This is a genomic window from Kribbella sp. NPDC026596 (assembly GCF_040638415.1).
Lineage (GTDB): Bacteria > Actinomycetota > Actinomycetes > Propionibacteriales > Kribbellaceae > Kribbella.
Map to the genome: position 1 here is coordinate 12,352 of NZ_JBEZYF010000089.1, position 21,640 is coordinate 33,991.

A 21,640-nucleotide genomic window follows, 5' to 3' on the forward strand; every position below is an offset into this window, starting at 1 on the left:
CGGCTCGGGCTCCTAGTAGAACGGGCCGGCCGTATCGGCGGCGGGTGCGGTGTCGTCGAACGCCCAGGACAGCTCGCTCCGGACGCCGACGACACCGTCGACGCCGGCAATGAGCTGCTCGGCGAATGCGACCGTGCTGCGCTTCTCGACCTGACCGGTCAGGGTGACGACACCGTCCAGAACGCTCATCTGGATCGCGGACGGGTCGTCCCACAGACGGCGGTCGACGATGTCACGGCGTACCCGGGCAAGGATCTCCTGGTCCGGGGCGAGGAACGCGCGGAGCAGGTCGGACCGTGTCACGATGCCGGTGAGCTCGTCACTGTCCATCACGACCAGTCGGGTGATCCGGCTGGCCGCCATCAACCGGGCGGCTTCATCCAGCGTGCAGCCGCCTTCCACGGTGACCGCGGGGCTGGTCATCAACGCTCCGGCCGTCAAGGCGTCGGCTTTGGCTCGGGCCTTCCGGTGGAACCAGTGCTTCCCGGACCGCCGGAACTCCTCCTTGCGCAGCAGGTCCGTCTCGGAGACGAGGCCGGCGACGCCGCCGTACCCGCTGCGCACCGGGACCGCGCTGATGTGGTGCTCCGCCAAGAGGGCGGCTACGGCCTTGAACGGCGTGTCCTCGGTGACCGTGACGACGTCGGTCGTCATTACGTCGGCGACTGTCAGCAGGTGGCGCATCATCACTCCTCGTGCCGGCGGACGATCGCGACGGGCGAGTCCGCGTGGTGCAGGAGGCTCTGGCTGACGGATCCCAGCAGCAGGCCGGCGACACCGCCACGGCCGCGAGAACCGACCACGACCAGCGACGCTGTTGCCGACAGCTCGACGAGCTGTGCGCCGGCCCGGCCCTCGATCACCAAGGCCTGCGCCCGCACAGTCGGGTACCTGTCCAGGTACGGCGCGAGGCTCTCGGCCAGCCAGTTCTTCAGCAGTCCTTGGGTGTTCTCGATCGAATCGGCATGTTGATCCTGCGGATGCCAGCAGTACACGACCTTCAGTGGCTGCCCGGTCCGGGCGGCCTCTTCGAAACCGAAGGTCAGTGCCTCGTCGGACTCCGCCGAGCCGTCGGTGCCCACGACCACCGGTCCGGTACGCCGCTCACCGCGCACCACGACCACCGGGCACGGAGCCTTCGCCGCGACCGACGTCGCCACCGAACCGAGCACGGCGGCCGACATCTTGTTCCGCGACCTGGTTCCGACCACCACCATGTCGGCGTCCCCGGCCTCAGTGAGGATCGCGTGCGCCGGATCGTTGTTCGCGAGCCATCCGGATCCGCGCTCGTAGCCGAGCCGGTCCCGCGCGTACTGCACCGCGTCCTCGACTTCGTGCTGGTACTTGTCCAGCGGCATCGGAGGTGGAACGTAGCCCTCGACACCCAGCGCCGGCCACCTGCTCAGCTCGTTCAGATAGGCGCGGACCACCCGCACCGCCGCGCCGCGCCCCTCGGCCGCCTCGACGGCCCAGTGCAGCGCGAGCTGACTCTCCGCCGTGTCGTCGACACCCACGAGAATGTACTTGTCCATCGATCTGTTCCCCTCAGTGACTCGGATGCTGGACGAGGATTTCCTTCAGCCCGTCGACGAAGCCCAGCGATTCGTCGTAGCCGCGCTGCCAGACGTTGCGACCGAAGATCAGGCCCAGGCCGCCGGCGTCCATCGCCTGCTCGGCCTTGCGGTACATCGCGTCGTCACCGGCCCTCGATCCGCCGGACACGAGCACCAGCGTGCGGTTCGCGGACCGCACCACCCCGTCGATCGCCTCCTGCGGGGTGAAGATCTCCTCGTACGGCGGTTTCACGCTGTCGCGCTTGTCCGGATGCGGGAAGTTCACCTTCACCACATCGGCGCCGAGCTCACTCGCGACCCGGGCCGCGTAGTCGACCGCGTAGAACGAGTCCTTGCCGCCCTTCGCCTCGATCGCCGCACCGCGCGGGTACGCCCAGACGATCAACGGCATCCCGAGCCGCTCCGCGTCGGCGCGGATCCGCCGGTACTGCGCGAAGTCCGCTTCCTGCGCGGGCGAACCGACGTACAGGGTGTAGCCCACCGCATCGGCGCCGAGCCGCACCGCGTCCTCGACACTCGCGTGCACCGGCGACAGCGCGGCCGCGTCCGACGGGATGTCGGTCTTACCGTTCAGCTTGAGGATCAGCGGGATCTCGCCGGCGTAGTCCCAGAAGAACTTCTCCGCCAGCCCGATCTGGAGGGCGATCCCGTTGAAGTCGCCGGCGATCGCCAGCTTGGCGATGTACGCCGGGTCGGACGCCTGCGGATTCGCGAAGAAGTCCCGCGGCCCGTGCTCGAGCCCCTGGTCGTACGGCAGGAACAGCGCCGTCCCGTTCCGCAGCCCATGATCGAACAGGATCCGCCGCAACCGCGTTTTCTTCCCGCAGTTCAGTCCGAGCTCACCCAACGCCGGCCGGGTCTGCATGATGGTCACCCCTCCGCTCGCGTCATCCCCGGGAACCGTGGGTCCCGGGGCTCACTTTCAATCTCGTCCTGCCCGCACCGATCAGGCAGAGGCGCCGGTCCCGCTTCCAAGGGACCTTTTGTCCGGACGCCGTCCGGGTTCGGTGTCAGCCGGGATCCTGTTCCTCGGTCAGGTCGCCGACGGGCTCGGACGTCGCCGTGACCGCGGACCTGGGTGCGCCGGTCCGGCGCCGGGAACGTCCGCGTTCGCGCAGATCGGTGAGCTGCCGCTGGAGCCGGCCGGACGCCGCATCGACGGCTTCGGCCAGCGTCGCCGCCGCCGCGTGGACATGCACGGACGCGCCGCCCACCACGGCCTCGATCTCGACCTCGGCCGGAGTCTCGTGAGCGGGATTCGCCGCGAAGCTCAGGACGACGTGGACCTGCTGGACGCGGTCCGGCGTACGGCTGACGACGTGCTGCACCTTGCCGATCGCATAGTCGGCGCTTTCGTCCGGTACGTGTCCTCGGACCGTCAGTTGCACGGTCGCCGGTTGCTGACTCATGGTTTCCCCTTTGTGGCTGTGTAGACGGCTGCCGCGACCAGTAGTCCGCCGAACCCCAGCAGCACCAGCGGTGGCGCAAGCTCTCCCGGGAACCACTCGGTGATCACCGACGGCAGGATGTTGAGCGCTCCGAAGGCGCCGACTGCGAGCAGCAGCAGATCGCGGAACAGCACGGCCAGGACAACGATCGCCAGGACGGTGCAGAGCGCGAGTACCATGCCGGCATCGGTGGGGAGCGGGATGGCCGCCCCGACGAGCATGGCCGCCGCGCTGACGGCGAAGACCGAACGCCGCGGTTTCAGCAGGCCGCGCCAGCCGAGCACGAACCACACCACGCCCAGCACCCAGACCGGCAGTCCAAGCACCTGTGGGTTGTCGGTCGCGTTCGCGACCGTCGCAGCCGCGGCAACCATCAGGGCGATGAAGAACATGGCCTGCTGCGGAAAGATGGGTAGCCGCCACCAGAGCGCGGCCGCAAGCGCGGCTGCTCCCGCGCTGGACACGAGCAGGATGTCGTCGCCGCGCAGGTCCAGAACGAGGTCGGCGAAGAGGGCGAGAAACGCCGCGGTGGCGGCGGTGGAGAGCAGCCAGAGAACAGACCGAAGGCGGATACTCGTGGCTCCCAGGTGTTTCGGCACCGCCAGCCCGGCGATCAGCAGTAACGCCGCTCCCCCGCTGACCACGCCGAGTTGAGCGACTTCGGGCAACGCGTCCCAGTACTGCGCGGCGAGAAGTCCGGCGGCGAGCAGAACGATCACGCCACCGAGGTAAGCAAGCGCCTCGATCATCAGTGCGGTGCGGTCGCGCGGGGGCGGGGCGGCGATTGGCGCGTCCTGCGGTGACGAGGGCGACACCGGCTCTACAGGTGTCAGCTGCGCCGATCTCAGACCGAGGTCGGCGCGCATCCGCTCGGCCTGACCCCGGGTGATCAGCCCGTCGCCCAGCCAGCGGTCGATCAGCTCCGGCCCCAACGGCCGGTGATCAGTCGGCGATCGCCTCATACCTTCACTGTCGACTCTCCCCGCAACAGCGGGCAGGGCCGAACGTCCCGTCACCGCGGGCTCGACGGACCTCGGTCGTCAGAAGCGGTCGCGGACCATGGTGATGGCTCCGCTGGGGCATTCGGTGGCGCAGAGGCCGCAGCCCTTGCAGAAGTCGAGGTCGATCTCGTAGCCCTTGCCGGGGCCGAGTTTGATGATCGCGTTGTCGGGGCAGACGCCGAAGCAGTTGTCGCATTCGAGGCAGTTGCCGCAGGACATGCAGCGTCTCGCCTCGAAGAGCGCGTTCTCGGCGGTCAGTCCGCCCGTCACCTCGTCGAAGGTCGCGATCCGCCGGGCGACGTCGAGCTGGGGCCGGAGGGTCGCCGACGCATCCGCGTAGTACCAGGTGTTCAGCCGGTCGTAGGTCGCGAGCTCCGGCCGATCCGGATGGTCGTACGTCGCACCACGCAGCCAGGCGTCGACGTTCCGGGCGGCGTTCTTCCCGTGCCCGACGGCGACGGTGACAGTTCGCTCGCCCGGGACCATGTCGCCGCCGGCGAACAGGCCGGCGTGGCCGGTCATCATCCGGGTGTCGACCTCGACCACACCGTCGGTGATCCGCACGTCGTGGAGAGCCTCGACCAGGGAGAGCTCCGCCTGCTGGCCGAGCGCGAGAACCACCGAGTCCGCGCCGAGTTCCTCGAACTCACCGGTCGGCTGCGGGAAGCCGGTGTCGTCCAGCCGCATCCTCTCGATCAGCACCCGGTCCTCGCCGGCATAGACGATCGTCGACAACCAGCGCATCCGGACACCTTCCTCGAGCGCCTCCTGGACCTCAATGTCATGCGCGGGCATCCGGTCGCGCGTACGCCGGTAGACAACCACCGCGTCGCTGGCTCCGAGCCGGCGAGCCGTGCGCGCGACGTCCATCGCTGTGTTCCCGCCGCCGTACACCGCGACCCGGCGGCCGAGCAGCGGCTCCTCGCCGTTCTCCAGACCAGCCAGCAACGACACGGCGTCGACGATGCGCGCCGAGTCGCCGGCCGGGATGTCGGCCCGACGTCCGACATGCGCCCCGACGGCCAGGAACACGGCGTCGAACTCGGCAAGCTCCGCGGTGAGATCGGTGACCGGCGTGCCGAGCTCCAGCCGCACGCCGAGGTCGACGATCCGCTGGATCTCGGCGTCGACCACGTCACGCGGCAGCCGGTACGACGGAATGCCGTAGCGCATCATGCCTCCGGCTTCCGGCGAGTCGTCCCGGACCGTGACCTCGTGGCCGAGCAACACCAGGTGGTACGCCGCGGACAGTCCGGACGGACCGGCGCCCACGATCAGCACCCGTTTGCCGCTGGGCGGCGCTTCGACCGTGACGGACCAGCCCTGCTTGATCGCTTCGTCGCCCAGGAATCGCTCGACGGAGTTGATGCCGACCGGCTCGTCCAGGGTGGCGCGGTTGCAGGCGGTCTCACACGGGCGGTAGCAGACCCGGCCCATCACGGCGGGGAACGGGTTGTCGACCATGATCTGCCGCCAGGCGGCCTCGTAGTCGCCCTCCTCGGCGTGCGACAGCCATTCCTGGACGTTCTCGCCGGCCGGGCACGCGTCGTTGCACGGTGGCATCCGGTCGAGGTAGACCGGCCGCTCGGTCCGCCAGGAGCCGGTCTTGTTCGCCAGGCTCGAGCCGACGTCCAGCGTGATGGCGAACGGCAACCGTCCACGTTTGCTTGCCTCGGGCATCTAACTCACCTCGTCGGATTCGGTCAGACCGAAGATGCGGATGTTGCGATCCGCCTCGGCCTGGATCCTGCTGATCACGTCCTCGCGCGGGGTGTCTCCGAACAGATGCGCGAAGCGCCCCTGCGGCCGTAGGTAGTCGATGACCGATACGAGCCGGCGGATCTTCGTCGCGTCGGACACGACGCCGTCCACCGCCTCGAAGACCGGGAAGACGCCGGATTCCGTAGCCAGCCGGGCGATGCGGATCGTCTCGTCGGAGGCGGTCCGCCAGCCCAGCGGGCATGGCACCAGCACGTGCAGGTAGCGCGCGCCGTGGAACTCCATCGCACGGCTCGCCTTGTACTCGAGGTCGCGCAGGTCCGCGACGGTCGCCGTGGCGACGTACGGGATCCGGTGCGCCATCGCGATCTCCGGGAGATTCTTGCCCTGGCCGAACGAGTTGCCCGCGGGCGTGGTGGTGGTCGCGGCACCATGCGGCGTCGCACCGGACCGCTGGACGCCGGTGTTCATATAACCGCCGTTGTCGTAGCAGATGAACAACACGTCATCGTTGCGCTCGAACATCCCGGACAGGCAGGCCAGACCAATGTCGACCGTTCCTCCGTCACCACCTTGACCGACGACGCGGACGTCCGTGCGACCCTTCACCTTGAGCGCGGCCGCCACACCGGTCGCGACGGCGGGTGCGTTGCCGAAGAGTGAGTGCAGCCAGGGAATCCGCCACGAGGACTCGGGGAACGGGGTGGAGAAGACCTCAAGGCAGCCCGTCGAGTTCACCGCCACCATCTGGTTGCCGGTGGCACGCATCACCGCATCGAGCACGTAGCGGGCACCGAGTGCCTCCCCACAGCCCTGGCAGGCGCGATGTCCCGAGTTCAGCGAGTTCGTTCGGTGGGTGTCGGCCTGCACCGAGCGTTGATCCGGGTCGAGCAGGCGGTTACCCACTGCGAAGCTGCCGGTCTGATAGAACTTGATCCGTTGCACAGGCACGGTGAGTCCTCTCAGCCTGTTCGGCGCAGTTCGCGCTCGACCAGGTCAGACTTCAGGTCCAGGAACGTCAGCGGCTCCAGCCGGTCGGCCACCACGTCGGCGAACAACGCCCGCAACGACTTCTTCGTGACCGGGCGACCGCCGAGACCGGCGATCACCGTGTACGGCTCACCGGTCCAAGCCGTCCGTACGTCGGCCGCCACGATCCCGCCCACCCCGACCGCCAGCGCCCGCTCCAGTACGACGACCCGCCGCACACCGCGGAGCGCCGTACGCACCGCGTCGAACGGGAACGGCCGGAACGAGGTCACGCCCAGCACACCGATGCTCACGCCCTCGTCACGGAGCTCGTCCACGGTGTCCTTCACCGTCCCCAGGACCGAGCCGAGGGCAACGACGACCGTCTCCGCGTCGGCGCAGCGGTAGTCGCGGACCAGGCCACCGGAATCCCGGCCGAAGGCCGTGGCGAAGTCGGTCGCCACCTCGGGAATCACGTCGAGCGCCCGCAAGTGCTTGGCGTGCGCCAGATAGCGAACCTCCGTGAAGGCGTCCGGCCCGACCATCGCACCGATCGACACCGGCTCGGCCGGATCCAGCAGCTGCCGCGGCTCATAGGGCGGCACGAACGCGTCCACCAGGTCCTGACTCGGCAGGTCGATGCGTTCGACGGCGTGCGTGAGCACGAATCCGTCCATGCAGACCATCACCGGCAGCGACAGCGTCTCGGCGATCCGGAACGCCTGGATGTGCAGGTCGAGTGCCTCCTGGTTGCTCTCGGCATACAGCTGGATCCAGCCGGAGTCCCGCTGGGACATCGCGTCGCTGTGGTCGTTCCAGATGTTGATCGGGGCACCGATCGCACGGTTGGCCACCGTCATCACGATCGGCAGGCCGAGACCGGACGCGTTATAGAGCGCCTCCGCCATGTACAGCAGGCCCTGGCTCGCGGTCGCGGTGTACGCACGGGCGCCGGTCGCGGACGCGCCGATGGCAACCGACATCGCGGCGAACTCCGACTCCACGTTGACGAACTCGCAGGGGGTCAGCTCACCGGAGGCGACCAGTGCGCTGAGTGCCTCGACGATGTGTGTCTGCGGGGAGATCGGATATGCGCAGATCACCTCGGGCCGGCAGCGGGCGACGGCCTCGGCCACACCCCGCGAACCTTCAATCTGTGTGAGCACGGGATGCCTCCTCGAGTTGGCGGCGCGCCAGGTCGTAGGCGTCGTGAACGGCGGCGACGTTGCCAGCCGCAACGGAGCCGGAGAAGCGTTCCTGGACGACCGTGGTGACCGACGCGACCTGGACCTGCCCGGTCAGCGCGGCGAAGGCACCCAGCAGTACGGCGCCCGGCAACGGACGGCCCAGGTGGGTCAGAGCGAGGTCGGTCGCGGGGATCGTCATCACCCGCTCCGGCCTGAATCGCCGGACGAACGAGTCCAGGCCGAGCTCGGCGAGCGACCAGGAGGTATTGACGAGCAGGTATCCGTCGGCACCGAGTCCGCCGAAAACATCCGACTGGTGCACCAGACTGGCATCCTGGATGATTACCGCGTCCGGCTCCGCCACCGGTTCGTGGGTCCGGATCGGCCGGTCGTCGATCCGGCAGAAACCGACCACCGGCGCGCCGGTCCGCTCCGACCCGAAGGTCGGGAACGCTTGCGCCTGCCGTCCCTCGGTGAAGGCAGCGACGGCCAGCAACTCGGCGGTCGTCACCACGCCCTGGCCGCCTCGGCCATGGATCCGCACCTCGAACATCGCGTCACCGGTCTCTGGTGGACTGAAGCACCGGAACGGTGCGAACGGGACCGTCGATGGTCACCACGGGCAGCACCCGCGCGCGCACCTCGACCAGGTAGAGCTCGCCGCAGTGGCCGTCCTTGGCCCATTCGAGTTCCATCGGCCGCTTGAAGTGCTTGTCGGCGATGACCGACCAGCACGCGAGTTCCTGGATGTCGTCATCGATCAGCACCAGCCCCGACTGTTCCTCCGCGGTGGTCGGAACCACGTCGGTGCCGCGGAGTCCGGCGTACACGGTCTTGGCTCGCTTGGCGCCGCGGTGCTTCACGATCATCGGGCGCCCGCCCGGATGCACGGAGTACTGGTCGGCATCGCCGGAGACCGGGTCGCCCAGACCCCACGCGGCCCGGACCCGCACGAAGGTGCTCTCGCCGCGGACCGTGCCGGAGCCCCCCAGGTCCGCGCGTACCATCCGTTGCACGGTGACCGGCATAGCGGCCACCAGGTGGTCCGGACCCCGGTGTTCACGGTTGCCAACGGCAACAGCACTGAAGAGCGACGCGAAGCAGCGCCGGCAGGCGGCGAGCACATCCGCTCCGCTGCGCAGATGCAGGAAGGTCTCGTCGGCCACGTCGTCCTGCGTGTCGATCGGGCTGCTGCGGACCGCGACCTCCGTCCCGTCGCCACCCAGCTCCTCGTACTTGGCCAGGATCTCGTCGGTCAGGGCCGACGGCAGCGAGGCGTCCCGGAAGGCGGTGCGGATCGCGGCGGCGACCACGACGAGGTCCCGGCCGGCGCGGTATCTGCGGATCTCCTGCGAGATCGCCGGGGCGAGCCGGGCCTCGCGGACGAACTCCTGGTACGCCGCGGCGGTCACCGCGAAGCCCTCGGGAATCCGGATGCCCTCGTTTGTCAGCTCGGCCAATCGAGCGTTCTTCACGCCGACCTGCTGTGGATCTGCGTCGCCTTCAAGCCAGACGACTCTCTCGCTGTTCATTGCTCCTCCTGTCACAGCGACCCGGCAACGAGCTCGGTCAGGTCGACCAGGCGGCTGGTGTAGCCCCACTCGTTGTCGTACCAGCCGAAGACCTTGACCAGGTGGTCCTGGACTTGCGTGAGCTGCGCGTCGAAGATGCAGGACGCCGGGTCGCCGATGATGTCGTGGGACACGATCGGATCCGTGGTGTAGCGCACAATCCCCTTGAGCGGTCCGGCCGCGGCATCCGCGAAGACCTGGTTCACCTGCTCGACGGTGACGGCCTCGGACAGCTGCACCGTCAGGTCGGTCAGGGAGCCGTCCTCGACCGGGACGCGCACCGCGACGCCGTCGATCTTCCCGGCAAGCTCAGGGATGACCAGGCCGACCGCACGGGCCGCGCCGGTGCTCGTCGGAATCAGGTTCGTGGCGCCGGAACGCCCGCGGCGCAGATCCTTGTGCGGCGAGTCCAGCAGCACCTGGTCGTTGGTGTAGCTGTGGATCGTCGTCATCAGTCCACGCTCGATGCCGAAGGACCGGTGCAGTACGGACACCATCGGTGCGACGCAGTTCGTCGTACACGAGGCGTTCGAGATCACGTGGTGAGTCGCCGGGTCGTAGTCGTCCTCGTTGACGCCGAGGACGACGGTCACATCGACGTCCTTGCCGGGCACCGACAGGATCACCTTGCGAGCGCCCGCGGTCAGATGCGCGCCGGCGGCCTCGCGGGTCCGGAACTTGCCGGTCGACTCGATCACGATGTCGGCCCCGACCGCAGCCCAGTCCAGGCGCGCGGGGTCACGCTCGGCGGTCGCACGAAGGGTGCGGCCGCCGACCCTGATCGTGTCGTCGGTGTGCCCGACCTCTTCCTTCAACGGCCCATAGGTCGAGTCGTAGCGCAGCAGGTGCGCGAGTGTCGCGGGTGCCGCGACGTCGTTGATCGCGACCACCTCGATGCCGCTCGACGTCCGCTCGAGCACGCAGCGCAGGTAGTCCCGCCCGATCCGCCCGAACCCGTTGATTCCAACCCGTACGCTCATGATCGACCCTTCAGCCGGTTGTTTCCGTCACTCTCATTCGACCCGTCGGCCGGGGGTCGTCTGCAGAGTCGAAGGTCCCGGCTTCGGCTGCCGGACGACCGCCAGTACGACGGTCAGCGTGCCGAGCAGGAGGAAGACACCCGAACTCGTCAGGATCGCGATCCACACCCACTGCAGCGCGGGCGCGGTAGCCCCGACGTCGGCGCGCACATTCACGTCTTTGCTGCCGTCCGTCGCCATCACCACCAGCGTCCAGTCGCCGTTCTCGATCGGCCAGGTGATCGTCTGCTCACCCGGACCGGCCGCTTGGACCCGCCAGATCTTCAGGTCGGTGGGCACTGCTGACGGCGCCGTGCCGGCGTGATCGGCGTACGTCGTGGTGTTCGGGCCGACGGCTTTCACCGTCGTGTACGCGATCCCGGCCAGATACCGGCGTACGTCGGTCACGGACGCGAGGCCCACGAACACCGGGCCGCCGCTGACCGTCTCGACGCGCACCCGGGCATCACCGAACCAGCGGTGCGGCACAGTCGCGGCTCCGGCATGGATCGTCAGCTCTTCACTCGTCAGTGCGTAGCCGCTCGTGCTCAACGTCACCTTGTCCGAGGTCACGAAGCCGGCGGAATCACCGCGCGCCTGATCCAGCCAGGCCATCGCTCCCCCGACGGTGAGCCCCAGCAGCGACGCCAACGTCACCAGGACGCCGACGATCAACGCGACGGTCCGCCCGGCCGACATCCGCAACTCAGGCTCTCGCCGTGGTGGCCCGGCCGGCATCGAGTGTCGCTCCAGCGGCGGCTCGTCCAACCTCGTCGTACCGGGGTCGTCACCGCCCATGTCCAGCTGGAACGGTGGGTACTGGTCGACCATCAGCCCGGCGTACGCCGCAACCCGCAACGCCCAGCGGTCCATGCCGAGCACCAGGTCGAAGACGGGCCGCGGGTACCGCCCGGTGAACAGCAGGACGACTGCCGCCACCAATACCAGGAGACCCACCAGCCCCGCACCCCACACCACGGTGCGATGGTCCGCCTGGGTGGTGAACCAGGTGCCGCTGCCGAGGAAGAACCCGACCACGAGGTAGTGCGGAATCGCGAGCAGCCACCACTTGACCAGCACCAGACCGCGCGACAGGTGCTCCGGATACGCGATCTCCAGATGCGCCGGGTAATCGGGCACCTCCTCCAGGGTGAACGGCGGGTACTTGTCGGTTCCCAGCGCGCCGTACGCGTAGAACTGCACCCGCCAGGTCCACCGCAGGACTCCGACGTTGAAGTCGAAGATTCCGCGCGGGTAGCGCCCGGTGAACAGGATGGCGAAGAACGCCACGAAGCTCAGCAGGACGAACCCGATCCACAGCACCGCCAGCACGAACAGGTGCGGGATCACCAGCACCCACTTCACCAGCCACAGCCAGCGATTCAGCCGCTCGTCCATCGCCCCGTCCACGCGGACGGGGTACGTCGTCGTACTCATCACGTCCTCCTGACACTCGTCCCTCACTGCCAGCGTCGATCCGTCGCGGCGAGGTCTGCAGAGCCGAAGGTCCCGCCGAGGACGCGCCTTGGTGCTCTGACCGGACGGCCGCAACCGGCAGACGGTGGAAGTGATGAGTAAGGAGGCAGTCATGGACGAGAAGGTCGTCGATCGGCCTCTTCCGGCCTACAACGACGAGACGCTGCGCAAGCAGGCGGTCGAGGATCTCCGCAAGCGGCACGACCTCGCGGGACACATCCTCGCCTACCTGACGGTGAACACCTTCCTGGTGGTCATCTGGTACCTGACCGGTGCGGGATTCTTCTGGCCCGCCTTCCCGATGTTCGGCTGGGGCATCGGAATCGTCTTCCACGCGTGGGACGTGTTCTGGCCGCAACCGAGCGAGACCGCGGTCCAGGCCGCGATGGACCGCATCGCACGCCGCAAGTGACAACAGTCCGGAAGGCCTGCCCCGACCTCGGGGCAGGCCTTCTCGCCCTCATTTCTGGCCGTGCAGCCAGCGTGGAGCGACTGCGAGCCACTCGTTCTCCCATTCCCGTGCTCGGCGGCGGTCCAGTGGGACCCGGGCGAGCCGGACGGTGATCCACAGCAGGAGCCAGGCGCCGGCCAACGTCAGGAAGCCGGCCGAGGTGCCGAAGGCCGAGCTGTCGGCACTCGAGCGAGGGCTGCGAGCGATGTAGCCCTCGCGGTCGAGCCAGATCGTCACCTCGGCCCCGGCTTTCGTACCGATCGCGACACCCGTCGTAACCTCGCGGGCGACACCCTGCGCGTCGACGTAACTGATCCGGGCCCGCGAGACCATGTCGCCTGGTGCGCTCGGTACGGTGCGTTCGGTGCCCTCGAGAGTGGTCGCCTTCACCTCGTGCAGGACGGCTCGCTGCCGGGCGGTCGACTCCTCAACGGCGTTGCTGACGCTCGTGCCGACCGCGGCGGCGACCGGGATCAGCAGCAGCGCGACGACGAGGCCGCACCACAACACAACCGCCTCGATGCGATCCGACCGGCGGCGCAAGGGATTCTTCCCGAACCCCAGCCGGCGAGCCTGCCTGAGCACCCACAGCTCCCCCGACCGCTCCTTGACGGTGCTCATGAGAACCCCCCTGGTACGGCTCGGCTGGACGCGGGGAACCGGCTCTCCGGACCGGAACCGTCTTGATGACGGCGGATCTTGTGGCCTCCGGCCACTTCCTGGGTCCGCTCCCGGCGAGCCGGTCGTTTCCCTGCACTTCAAGACTCGCCCAGCCCCGGCGCCGTGATCAGGGCCCAAGGTCCCGACCGCCGGGACCACACGGCCCATCCCTCGCCAGGCTGTCAGTCGCGGATCAGGACGTCCGCGATCGGACGGCGGGGAGTCGGTGGGACGGGTGGACCGTAGCCGAAGCGGATCACGGCCTGGGGGCGCTGCCAGGGACCGAGCGGATCGTTGATCTGCCACCGGAGGCCCTCGTGCTCGATCGCCTGATTGAGCAGGGATGTCGAGACGCCCTGTGCGGTCGCCTCGAGCAGCACCCGTTCCAGTGCCTGGCCGGCGCGGAGCCACTCGATCGGTCCGTCGTACCGGGTCGCCAGTACCGCGAACTGTGGTGCACGCTCGAAGTCCGCCACCGGCCGCAACTCGTCGGCCCCGGTGGCCGCCAGATCACGGACGACCGGATCGCCACCCGCGACTCGGGGGCCGAGCGCGCTCGACGGCACGCCGTCGTCCGCCCGGTCACCGCCGACCCACCGGCGCCGCTCCGCCGTCCGGCCGCGATCCTCTTCGTCCGCGGTCATCGCGTCAGTCGTTGCCATCCGCAACCACCACTGCATCGGCGGCCGATCGAGCCACTGCAGCACGGCGCCCTCGACCCGCGCACTCAGCCCGAGCTCGGCACGGACCTGATCCGGAACCCGCACATCGCTGAACGGCTCCCGGTTCGTCCGGCGTTGCGAGAGGTACGGCGCCAGTCCGGCCATCTCTCGGGTCGGCGGCGCATCGAGCTCCACCACCGCGACGAGGTCCGGGCGGCGCTGGTCCATCAGGTGACGAACTGCCGAGCCCATCCCGAGGGCTGCCGCGGCCACCCGCAGATTGAAGATCGACGCACCCAGCGACACGTACAGCATCCGCCGCGACGGATCCTCCGCCGGGAGTTCGCGCTCCCGATCCCGGTGCACCTCGACCGTCCGCCCGGCGAACCGGAACCGCCACGGCTGGGTATTGTGCATCGACGGCGCCGCCACCGCAGCCCGCAGCATCGCGTCCCTGTCCGCGTCCGTCAGCCGGACCGCCTCCTCCATCGCGATCACCTCAGTGGATGTCAGAACTGGAAGACGACCCGGGCCGGGACGTCACCGGCTAGGACGTCGGCGATGGACTGGTTCACCTCGTCGAGCTTGCGGTCGACGGCGATGACCCGGGTCCGGCCGGCCGCGTGCAGGGCGAACACGTCGGCGAGATCGTTGCGCGTGCCAACGATCGAGCCGATCACGGTCTTGGCGTTCAGCACGGTGTCGAAGATCGGCAGGCTGAGCGCGCCGTTGTCACCGGGCAGAGCAACGCAGACGAGCCGCCCGCCGCGGCGCAGCGACCTGAAGGCCTGGTCGAACGACTGCGGGTTCGCCGCGAGGGCGACCGCGACGTCGGCACCGCCGAGTGCCTGGATCGCCTCGACCGGGTCGGTCTTCGCCGCGTTCACCACATGGTCGGCACCGAGTTCCTCGGCCATCTCGAGCTTGGAGTCCTCGATGTCGACGCCGATCGTGATGCCGCCGGCGATCCGCGCGTACTGCAGGGCCAGGTGCCCGAGGCCGCCGACGCCGAAGACCGCCACGGTCTCGGCCGGGGCGACACCGGCGACCTTGATCGCCTTGTACGTCGTGACGCCGGCGCACGTCAGCGGTGCGGCATCACGCGAGGAGATCCCGTCGGGGACGGGTGTCGCGAAGGCCGCGGGGAGTACGGCGTACTCGGCGAAGCTGCCGTTGACCGAGTAGCCGGAGTTTCGTTGCTCCAGGCACAGGGTCTCCCAGCCGCCGATGCAATACCGGCACTTGCCGCAGGCGTACCCGAGCCAGGCGATCGCGACCCGGTCGCCCACTGCCCGTTCGGTGACTCCGGCGCCCAGTCTCTCCACCACGCCGATGCCCTCGTGCCCCGGGATGAACGGCGGGGTCGGCTTGACCGGCCAGTCCCCGCGAGCCGCATGGATATCGGTGTGGCACAGCCCGCTGGTCTCCATCCGGACGAGTACGTCGCCTGGTCCGGGCTCTGGAATCGGCACCTCGCGAATCTCCAGAGGTGCGGAGAAGTCGGCAACGACTGCTGCCTTCATGATCGTCCTTTCAGGTTGCACAGGTTGTGGATCGGGTGACGAAATGGCCGCTGAGCCCGGCCGGGAGAGAGAACCCCTCCGGTCCACCGGGCGCGACGTCAAGCTCGAACGTGGCTTCGCCCCAGGCTTGCCGCCGGTCGAGGTAGAACGGGCTGTCCTCGATCTCGCCGAGAAGCACGTCCCAGGGGCCGATCAGGAACTCGCCATCCGGGTAGCACATCGGCGTACTGCAACCGCCGGACTGGACGATCATCACTGGAGCGCCACGACCGGCGCTCAGGTGACGGATCGCCTGGCGCGCGGCCGCGGTGGCCGTGATACGGACGGTGGGCATCGGATCCTCCGATCCTTACCTCGATGAGTCGATGCACCTTCGAGCGAACCGCAACTCGGTCCGGCCACGTAGGGCCGAAAGGCCCGTCCGCGCGGACCGATCGGCCGATGCGGAAGGCGGCGTGTGCGGCCCATGCTCGAAGCAGATCGGCTCCGGAGGTGGACCGTGCATCAGCTGCACTCGAAGGTCGTGCCGGTGCCCTGGGCCCGGCGGCTCGTGATCGATGCCGGCCGGGCCGCCCAGCGCCGCCACGCCATTCACGGCCTGTTCGAGGTCGACGTGACCTCGGCCCGCGGGGCGTTGCGACGGCACCGGGAGACGACCGGTGAAGATCTCTCGTTCACCGCTTTCGTGATCGCATGCGTGGCCCGCGCGGTCGCCGCCGACCCCACGGTCCAGGCGTACCGCGACCTGCGCGGCCGGGACGTGATTTTCGACCAGGTCGACGTCGGCCTGCCGGTCGAGGTCGACCTGGACGGTAGCCCGTTCGCGTTCACGCATGTCCTGCGCGATGCCGGCAGCCGCACGGTGCAGGACCTGGGCCGCGAGATCCGCGACATCAAGGCGGATCCCCACCTCAGCCCGTCGGTCCGCAAGGCACCGTGGGCACATGCCTATCTGATCCTGCCTGGCTTCGTGCGCATCCGGCTGCTGGGAGCGCTGCACCGCTTACCCCATCGCCAGCGGGCACTGGCCGGAACCATCGGCGTGACCGCGGTCGGAATGTTCGGCGCCGGTGGCGGATGGGGCATCGCCTTCCAGCTCCACACCCTCGGCGTCGTCATCGGCGGCATCACGCGACGTCCGATTCTGTTCCAGGGCCGGCTGGTCGAACGTGAGTTCCTCCAGCTGACCATCAGCGTGGACCACGACGTGGTCGACGGCGCGCCCGCCGCCCGGTTCGTCGCGCGTCTGCGCGGTCTGCTCATGGCTGCCGACGAGATCGGACTGCCGGAGACGGCAAGGAGATCAGCATGAGACACCAGCCAGTCGTGGCCGGCATCGACGGGTCGCCGGCCGACCAGATCGCGATCAGGTGGGCGGCAGCCGAGGCCAAGTCCCTGCGCACTCAGCTTCGCCTGATCCATGCCCTGCAGCCCGGTGATTCCGCGTCCGAGGCCGGTGACGTCGTCTACAAGGCTCTCGCCTTGGCCCGCGAACTCGCGCCGGCCGTCGACGTCGATCCGCGGATCGAGAACGGCCCGCCATCCACCATCCTGGTGAAGGCGTCCGGTGACGCGAAACTGGTGGTGATCGGCAGCCGTGGCCTCGGCCTGATGGCCGGCGCACTCCTCGGCTCGACCGGCCTCGATCTCGCCGCGAACGCCCGCTGCCCGGTGGTCGTCGTACGACCTGATCTCGGTAGTGAGGCCGGCATTCGAGTGGTCATCGGGTACGACGGTTCGTCCGCGAGCCAGACCGCACTCGACTTCGGCCTGGACTACGCCCGGCGCCACGACCTCGCCGTCCGCATCGTCGCCGCCCAGCCGGCCGGCACCGAGCTGCACCGGATCACGGAAGCCGAGCTCCGCGACGCAGTGCACGCGCGCGGTGGCCACGACGCCGAACTCATCCAGATCACCGGCCACCCCGCCGAACACATCCTCAGCCTCGCCGCCGACGCCAACCTGATCGTCCTCGGCGCCCGCGGCCGCGGCGGCTTCGCAGGCATGCTCATCGGCTCAGTCAGCCAAACCGTCCTCCACCACGCCGACTGCCCGGTCGCCATCATCCCCGCCGCCGCCACCGGAGGCTGATCCCCATGACGACACATCCCGCCACAACGCCCCTGGCTTCCAACCCGGTGTGGCGCGCGATCCACTGGGGCTTCGTGGCCCTGTTCGCCTCGGGCGCCTGCGTCCACGTCTACCTTGCCCTGACCACCCCCGACTCCTACCGCCCCTTCGCCGACGGCGCCTTGTTCGGCTGGGTGTACGACGGCTGGCAGAACATCTTCATGGCCGACCCGACGCGGTGGGCCCTCCTCCTCGGCCTGGCCGAACTGACCATCGCCGTACTCCTGGTCAAGAGCCCGCGCGCCGGCTACGTGGCGGTCATCGCCTTCCATCTGGCCCTGATGTGCTTCGGCTGGGGCTTCTGGCTCTGGTCCGTTCCCGCCCTCTGCGTCGCGATCCCGGCGGCCCGCCACACCTTCCGGGCCGGCCGGTAGCACTCATCGCCCTCAGATGAAGATGATCTGGGCACCGTCGGTCTTCTCGATGAAATCGCCGGCGCTGATGATGCCTTCGACGTCGTCGCAGAGGTCGGACTCGTCGAGGTGCATCATGTCGGCGGACATCCGGCAAGCCCAGAGATGACCACCGGAGGCGACGATCTGCTCGAGGAACTCCGGTACGTCGGGGACGCCGACGTCGTGGATCTGCTTCTTCATCTGGTGCGTGGCCATCGCGGTCATGCCGGGCAGCCCGCCGAGTCCTTGTGGCATATGAGTGGCGGTGTTGCCGAGCATGGTGAACTTCAAGTCGTTCATCCGCGACTTGGTGATCATGTCGAAGCCCCAGAAGGTGAAGAACAGGTGCGTCTCCACACCTTCACCTAGTGCGGCGTTGGCCAGGATCAGGCCGGGGTAGGCCATGTCCAGGTTGCCCTTGGAGCAGATGATCGCGAGCTTGCGGCCTTTCGTCGCCTCATCCCCGAAATCGGGAACGATCAGCGGCATGCTGTCGGTAGTGGTCATGACAGTTCCTTCTCTCACACACAACCGCGGGGCTTCGGCAGGCCGGCGACGTACGCCATCTTCTTGGCCGGCTTGCCGGGGAACAGGACGAACAGCTGCTTGATCGGGATGCCGGCCAGGGTCGACACCCGGCGCAGGGTGGCGGTCTCCCCGTGCGACGGGTAGTCCGCACGCAGGAACCTGATCGCCTTCCAGTGCTCGTCGGTGAGCTCGATGCCGATCCGGCCCGCAAGTCGCACGGCCAGATCCTCGGTCCATTCTCCGTAGTCGGTGAGGAATCCTTCGGAATCGACATGGATGGTGGTGTCGCCAACGCTGACGACGGTCATGGTCGGACCTCCTCGTCCGGTCGATGTTTGCCGGTCATGGACATCCGGGCCGGCACCGGCAGCCGACGGCCCGGGAGCAGCAGGTGCCAGTAGATCCAGCGGAAGGCAACCTTGCCCCAGTGGTTCGCCCTCGTCTCCCGAAGCAGGGACAACGGTCCGAATCCCAGCGGGAACTGCCCGGGCAGCGGTTCGGTGTCGTAGTTGAAGTCGATCAGCAGGGCCTTGCCGTCGCCGGTCTCGACGAAGCAGTTGGCGTGCCCGTCGAACCGGTGGGTCATCGCGCGGCCTTCGACGTACTGACAGAAGTTCCCGACCAGGATCTCGCTGGAGAAGTGCGCCACCGAGCCGGCCTTCGAGGTCGGGAGATCGTTGGCGTCGCCAACGGCGAAGACGTCCGGATGCACGGTGGACTGCAAGGTGTGCTTGTCGACCGGTACGTAGTTCAGCTCGTCACCGAGACCCGACGCACCGATGAAGTCCGCGCCCATGTTCAGTGGGACTGTGACCAGCAGGTCGTAGCCGATCTCGCGGTCGTCGTAGCTGACCAGCGTCTTGCGCTCGGCGTCGATCCGCTCCACCAGGAAGTCGGTCTCCACCGCGATCTTCCGCTCGTCCAGCAACCGTCCGAGGAACCGCGACGCGATCGGCTTGGTGAAGGCACCGTCCAGCGGCGTCACGTAGACGATCTCGACCTGGTCCCGCATGGCCTCGCGACGGAAGTAGGCCTCGGCCAGGAAGGTGAACTCCAACGGAGCCACCGGGCACTTGATCGGCTGCTCCACGACGTGCACGACCAGCCGGCCGCCGGGGAAGGCCCGCAGTGCCTCGCGTAGCGCGAAGGCGCCGTCGTAGGTGTAGAAGTCATGGACGCTGCGGTGCCACTCCGGCCCGAGCATCCCAGGGGTCTGGTCCGGCCGCGGGCTGGTACCGGTCGCGATGACGAGGTAGTCGTAGCAGACCACTCCCCCATCGGCGAGCCGGACGGCCTTCTGCTCCGGATCGACAGCAGAGATCTCACCGATCATGAACTGGATGCCCGTCCTGAGCAGGCTCCGCCGTGGTCGCAGCACATCAGCGGCCTGATCACGTCCGAACGGGACGAACAAGAGTCCCGGCTGGTACAGGTGGTCGCGGTCACGGTCGATCACTGTGATCCGCCACTCGTCGCGCGCCAACCGGCGCCTCAGCTTGTTGGCCACCGTCGTGCCAGCGGTACCGGCGCCGAGAATCACCAACCGCCTCATCACCATCACATCCCTTCGTGTGCCGGCCCGGCCTGGTGCACCAGGCCGGGCCGGTAGGTGTCAGTCGGTGTGCTCGATCGTGATCGTGCGCGCCTCGGCAGCCTTCGCCGAGATCGGAACGGTCACCTCGAGGATTCCGGCCGTGTACTTGGCCACGACGGCCTTCTCGTCGGCTCCGTCCGGCAGCAGCACCCGGCGGGTGAGCGTGCCGTAGTGGAACTCCGAGCGGGCACCGTCGTGCTCCTCCTGTTGACGAGTCGCGGAGATGGTCAGCATCCCGTTCGCGATCTCGACCTTGACGTCCTTCGCCGGATCCAGGCCGGGCAACTCTGCCCGGACGACGTACTTGTCGTCGTCGCTGAACTCCTCGATCCGGACGCCCCGCATCATCGCGGGCATGGTGAACAGACTCGGCAAGCCCTCGGCCCAGTCGAACAAGTCCGCGAACTGACGCCGGGGGTCCCTGTGTTGGAGCGTCGTCATGGTGTCTCCCTTCCGTAGCCTTCACCTCCACCACACCTCGCGCCGCAGCCGCACAGCAGGGCCCAACGCACCGGACCCCGCAGGCCTTCGGCCCCGCCGCCGCCGCCGACCGGCGGAGCCGAGCCGGTTCACGGCGAACAGGCTCACCAGCGCGATCAGGCCGCCGGCCAGGCCGTCGAACAGGTAGTGGTTGGCGGTCAGGACGATCGCGGCGAGCATCAGGACCGGCATCAGCCAGCCGAGCAGACGCACGAGCCGGTGACCGGCCAGACCGGCGACGGCGATCCCCATCAGCAGGTTCCAGCCGAAATGCAGGCTCGGCATGGCGGCGTACTGGTTCACGAACGCCGGCGGCTGCAGTACCCGGTAGGCCTCGGTCTCCTTCGTGACCGTGTCGACGAAGCCGTACGCCGCCATGAAGCGTGGCGGTGCGACCGGAAACACGGTGAAGATCACCAGTCCGATAGCCCCGGAGAGCAGCATCGCGTTCCGGAACGTCGGGTACGCGTCGCGATGCCGGATCAGTAACCACAGCAACGTCGTCAGCAGCACCGGCCAGTGCCCGTAGATGTAGATGTAGCTGACCGTGTTCGCGATCCAGCCGTGCGCGGTGACGGCCGCCTGCAGCTTCGGCTCCACGAAGACGCCGCTCCATCGCTCGAGGGCGATGACGCTCTCGGCGTTCCGGTAGGCGACCTCGACCCTGGTCGCGATCAGGCCCCGGACGCCGAAGTACAAGACGATGGCGGCCGCGATCACGGTCACCTCACGCGCGACCTGTTGCGCCCGGCCTGCCCTCCGCAACATCGATGTCTCGCCCTCGGCGACCATCAGTACTCCCTCCAACACCCGTCGTTCCACCCTCACCGAGGCGACCGGGAGCGGCACAGGGCCATAGCTCCCACTCCCAGGCGGCAAAGGTCCACGACAGGCGTCACGATGCCGACCTTGAACGGGGCGGCTATCGTCCTGGCAATGGACTGTCGGGTCCGGCGCCTGTCTCAGCGCCGTTCCCGGGCCCGGAAGGAAGCCGTCATGGACAAGAGCCAGACGAATCTCGCGCGGTTCGCGCGGCTCGTCGCCACGATCGCGACGCATCGTGGCGTGCGCATCGCCGCGCTGCTGGCCGCGGTCGGGCTCTCGCTGTGGAACGTCGAGCGCGTCCCGCACACTGTTTTGCTGCCCGCGGTGCTGGGCTTGCTGCCCTTCGCGATCGGTAAGTACGTGCTATGCCCGATGCGCTGGCATGCGATCTCGACCAGCGGCCGCCCGCGCCGGTGGCATCTGCGCGC

At 68.5% G+C, this 21,640-nt stretch carries 26 protein-coding genes; 5 read left to right on the forward strand and 21 right to left on the reverse strand.

Features of this window, described 5'->3' with window-relative positions:
• Positions 1 to 12 precede the first annotated feature (12 nt).
• The 12 genes from AB0E63_RS41550 to AB0E63_RS41605 form a co-directional block, all read right to left on the reverse strand.
• Entirely contained in the window at positions 13 to 684 is a 672-nt protein-coding gene (locus AB0E63_RS41550) for a CBS domain-containing protein (protein ID WP_360378923.1), read from the reverse strand.
• 2 nt (positions 685 to 686) lie between these two features.
• The gene (locus tag AB0E63_RS41555; RefSeq protein ID WP_360378925.1) at positions 687 to 1,532 is read right to left on the reverse strand and encodes a universal stress protein; all 846 of its coding nucleotides are present in this window, start codon (positions 1,530 to 1,532) and stop codon (positions 687 to 689) included.
• A 13-nt stretch (positions 1,533 to 1,545) separates the two neighbouring features.
• On the reverse strand, positions 1,546 to 2,439 hold the full coding sequence (locus AB0E63_RS41560) for a fructose-bisphosphate aldolase (protein ID WP_360378985.1): 894 nt from the start codon (positions 2,437 to 2,439) through the stop codon (positions 1,546 to 1,548).
• Positions 2,440 to 2,584: 145 nt separating this feature from the next.
• A complete protein-coding gene (locus AB0E63_RS41565; RefSeq protein ID WP_360378927.1) occupies positions 2,585 to 2,983 on the reverse strand; it encodes an HPF/RaiA family ribosome-associated protein in 399 nt (132 codons plus the stop codon).
• On the reverse strand, positions 2,980 to 3,984 hold the full coding sequence (locus AB0E63_RS41570) for a DUF2157 domain-containing protein (protein ID WP_360378929.1): 1,005 nt from the start codon (positions 3,982 to 3,984) through the stop codon (positions 2,980 to 2,982). The genes AB0E63_RS41565 and AB0E63_RS41570 overlap by 4 nt, the downstream gene beginning before the upstream one ends.
• A 78-nt stretch (positions 3,985 to 4,062) precedes the next feature.
• On the reverse strand, positions 4,063 to 5,703 hold the full coding sequence (locus AB0E63_RS41575; protein ID WP_360378932.1) for an NAD(P)-binding protein: 1,641 nt from the start codon (positions 5,701 to 5,703) through the stop codon (positions 4,063 to 4,065).
• Positions 5,704 to 6,693, reverse strand: coding sequence for a thiamine pyrophosphate-dependent enzyme (locus AB0E63_RS41580; protein WP_360378934.1), 990 nt, complete (start codon positions 6,691 to 6,693; stop codon positions 5,704 to 5,706). It lies immediately after the preceding gene.
• An 11-nt stretch (positions 6,694 to 6,704) separates the two neighbouring features.
• Positions 6,705 to 7,877 carry a transketolase C-terminal domain-containing protein gene (locus AB0E63_RS41585; RefSeq protein ID WP_360378937.1) on the reverse strand — a complete coding sequence of 391 codons (1,173 nt, stop codon included), beginning with the start codon at positions 7,875 to 7,877 and terminating at the stop codon, positions 6,705 to 6,707.
• A complete protein-coding gene (locus AB0E63_RS41590; protein ID WP_360378939.1) occupies positions 7,861 to 8,451 on the reverse strand; it encodes a 2-oxoacid:acceptor oxidoreductase family protein in 591 nt (196 codons plus the stop codon). The genes AB0E63_RS41585 and AB0E63_RS41590 overlap by 17 nt, the downstream gene beginning before the upstream one ends.
• Positions 8,452 to 8,455: 4 nt before the next feature.
• Positions 8,456 to 9,430, reverse strand: a complete 975-nt coding sequence (locus AB0E63_RS41595) for a PEP/pyruvate-binding domain-containing protein (protein ID WP_360378942.1) — start codon at positions 9,428 to 9,430, stop codon at positions 8,456 to 8,458.
• A gap of 11 nt (positions 9,431 to 9,441) precedes the next feature.
• A complete protein-coding gene (gene gap / locus AB0E63_RS41600) occupies positions 9,442 to 10,449 on the reverse strand; it encodes a type I glyceraldehyde-3-phosphate dehydrogenase (RefSeq protein WP_360378945.1) in 1,008 nt (335 codons plus the stop codon).
• Positions 10,450 to 10,482: 33 nt separating this feature from the next.
• Entirely contained in the window at positions 10,483 to 11,925 is a 1,443-nt protein-coding gene (locus AB0E63_RS41605) for a DUF4389 domain-containing protein (RefSeq protein WP_360378947.1), read from the reverse strand.
• 151 nt (positions 11,926 to 12,076) lie between these two features.
• Here AB0E63_RS41605 and AB0E63_RS41610 point away from each other — a divergent pair, with 151 nt between their 5' ends.
• Entirely contained in the window at positions 12,077 to 12,376 is a 300-nt protein-coding gene (locus tag AB0E63_RS41610; protein WP_360378950.1) for a 2TM domain-containing protein, read from the forward strand.
• 48 nt (positions 12,377 to 12,424) lie between these two features.
• On the opposite strand, the gene AB0E63_RS41615 is transcribed toward AB0E63_RS41610, so the two are convergent.
• From AB0E63_RS41615 to AB0E63_RS41630, 4 genes are all read right to left on the reverse strand, one after another.
• Positions 12,425 to 13,036 carry a hypothetical protein gene (locus AB0E63_RS41615; protein WP_360378953.1) on the reverse strand — a complete coding sequence of 204 codons (612 nt, stop codon included), beginning with the start codon at positions 13,034 to 13,036 and terminating at the stop codon, positions 12,425 to 12,427.
• A 221-nt stretch (positions 13,037 to 13,257) separates the two neighbouring features.
• Positions 13,258 to 14,226 (reverse strand): hypothetical protein, encoded by a 969-nt coding sequence (locus tag AB0E63_RS41620; protein WP_360378955.1) that lies wholly within the window; start codon positions 14,224 to 14,226, stop codon positions 13,258 to 13,260.
• 20 nt (positions 14,227 to 14,246) lie between these two features.
• Positions 14,247 to 15,260 (reverse strand): zinc-dependent alcohol dehydrogenase, encoded by a 1,014-nt coding sequence (locus AB0E63_RS41625; RefSeq protein ID WP_360378957.1) that lies wholly within the window; start codon positions 15,258 to 15,260, stop codon positions 14,247 to 14,249.
• A 10-nt stretch (positions 15,261 to 15,270) separates the two neighbouring features.
• Entirely contained in the window at positions 15,271 to 15,594 is a 324-nt protein-coding gene (locus tag AB0E63_RS41630) for a DUF779 domain-containing protein (RefSeq protein WP_360378960.1), read from the reverse strand.
• A 165-nt stretch (positions 15,595 to 15,759) separates the two neighbouring features.
• On the opposite strand from AB0E63_RS41630, the gene AB0E63_RS41635 reads away from it, so the two are divergent.
• The 3 genes from AB0E63_RS41635 to AB0E63_RS41645 are packed head-to-tail and all read left to right on the forward strand — an operon-like array spanning position 15,760 to position 17,764.
• A complete protein-coding gene (locus tag AB0E63_RS41635; RefSeq protein ID WP_360378962.1) occupies positions 15,760 to 16,572 on the forward strand; it encodes a 2-oxo acid dehydrogenase subunit E2 in 813 nt (270 codons plus the stop codon).
• On the forward strand, positions 16,569 to 17,351 hold the full coding sequence (locus AB0E63_RS41640) for a universal stress protein (RefSeq protein ID WP_360378965.1): 783 nt from the start codon (positions 16,569 to 16,571) through the stop codon (positions 17,349 to 17,351). The genes AB0E63_RS41635 and AB0E63_RS41640 overlap by 4 nt, the downstream gene beginning before the upstream one ends.
• Before the next feature lie 5 nt (positions 17,352 to 17,356).
• A complete protein-coding gene (locus AB0E63_RS41645) occupies positions 17,357 to 17,764 on the forward strand; it encodes a hypothetical protein (protein WP_360378967.1) in 408 nt (135 codons plus the stop codon).
• A gap of 12 nt (positions 17,765 to 17,776) precedes the next feature.
• Here the strand turns inward: AB0E63_RS41645 and AB0E63_RS41650 are convergent, their stop codons facing one another.
• The 5 genes from AB0E63_RS41650 to AB0E63_RS41670 are packed head-to-tail and all read right to left on the reverse strand — an operon-like array spanning position 17,777 to position 21,197.
• Positions 17,777 to 18,292 (reverse strand): DsrE/DsrF/DrsH-like family protein, encoded by a 516-nt coding sequence (locus AB0E63_RS41650; protein ID WP_360378970.1) that lies wholly within the window; start codon positions 18,290 to 18,292, stop codon positions 17,777 to 17,779.
• Positions 18,293 to 18,306: 14 nt separating this feature from the next.
• Positions 18,307 to 18,621, reverse strand: coding sequence for a TusE/DsrC/DsvC family sulfur relay protein (locus AB0E63_RS41655; protein ID WP_360378972.1), 315 nt, complete (start codon positions 18,619 to 18,621; stop codon positions 18,307 to 18,309).
• Positions 18,618 to 19,865: an FAD/NAD(P)-binding oxidoreductase gene (locus AB0E63_RS41660; RefSeq protein ID WP_360378975.1), complete on the reverse strand. Its 1,248-nt coding sequence runs from the start codon at positions 19,863 to 19,865 to the stop codon at positions 18,618 to 18,620. The genes AB0E63_RS41655 and AB0E63_RS41660 overlap by 4 nt, the downstream gene beginning before the upstream one ends.
• A 60-nt stretch (positions 19,866 to 19,925) precedes the next feature.
• Positions 19,926 to 20,348, reverse strand: coding sequence for an Hsp20/alpha crystallin family protein (locus AB0E63_RS41665; protein ID WP_360378977.1), 423 nt, complete (start codon positions 20,346 to 20,348; stop codon positions 19,926 to 19,928).
• 21 nt (positions 20,349 to 20,369) lie between these two features.
• Positions 20,370 to 21,197 (reverse strand): phosphatase PAP2 family protein, encoded by an 828-nt coding sequence (locus tag AB0E63_RS41670; RefSeq protein ID WP_360378980.1) that lies wholly within the window; start codon positions 21,195 to 21,197, stop codon positions 20,370 to 20,372.
• Between the two features lie 186 nt (positions 21,198 to 21,383).
• Here AB0E63_RS41670 and AB0E63_RS41675 point away from each other — a divergent pair.
• On the forward strand, positions 21,384 to 21,640 hold a 257-nt coding region (locus tag AB0E63_RS41675; protein WP_360378983.1), incomplete at its 3' end, for a hypothetical protein.